Origin of the sequence: Mitsuaria sp. WAJ17 (genome assembly GCF_014174515.1) — a bacterium.
Lineage (GTDB): Bacteria > Pseudomonadota > Gammaproteobacteria > Burkholderiales > Burkholderiaceae_C > Roseateles_B.
Window position 1 is genome coordinate 1 of sequence record NZ_JACJUG010000124.1, and the last position, 404, is coordinate 404.

A 404-nucleotide genomic window follows, 5' to 3' on the forward strand; every position below is an offset into this window, starting at 1 on the left:
CGATCAAGCTCACCAACTCGCCGCGACGCACTTCAAAGTCCGCCCCCTTCACCGCCTGGATCCCGCCGTAGGCCACCTTCAGCCCGCTGACCTTCAACAGCACTTCATTCGTCATCTTTGACTCCAAATCTTTTGCTTCACTGCCTCGCCGCGCGGTCTTACCGCAGGGAGCCTCAGGGTCCGGCTCTGCCGGTTTCAGAGGCCCGCCCCCTTCTGGGGCTGGCGAAGCCAGTAGTGGGTGGGGTGTCAATGCCCGCCCGTTCCCAGGTACGCCTCAATGACCTTCTCGTTCTTCTGCACATCCGTCGGCGTGCCCTCGGCGATCTGCTTGCCGTAGTCCAGCACCGTCACCCGGTCACACAGGCCCATCACCAGCTTCACGTCGTGTTCGATCAGGAGGATGG

Annotated in this window: 2 pseudogenes; both read right to left on the reverse strand. The window is 62.4% G+C overall.

Going from position 1 to position 404, the window contains the following annotated elements:
• Window positions 1-115: pseudogene (locus tag H5407_RS24570) on the reverse strand (ABC transporter ATP-binding protein); the annotation flags it as partial.
• Between the two features lie 131 nt (window positions 116-246).
• Window positions 247-404, reverse strand: a pseudogene (locus H5407_RS23670) (ABC transporter ATP-binding protein); the annotation flags it as partial.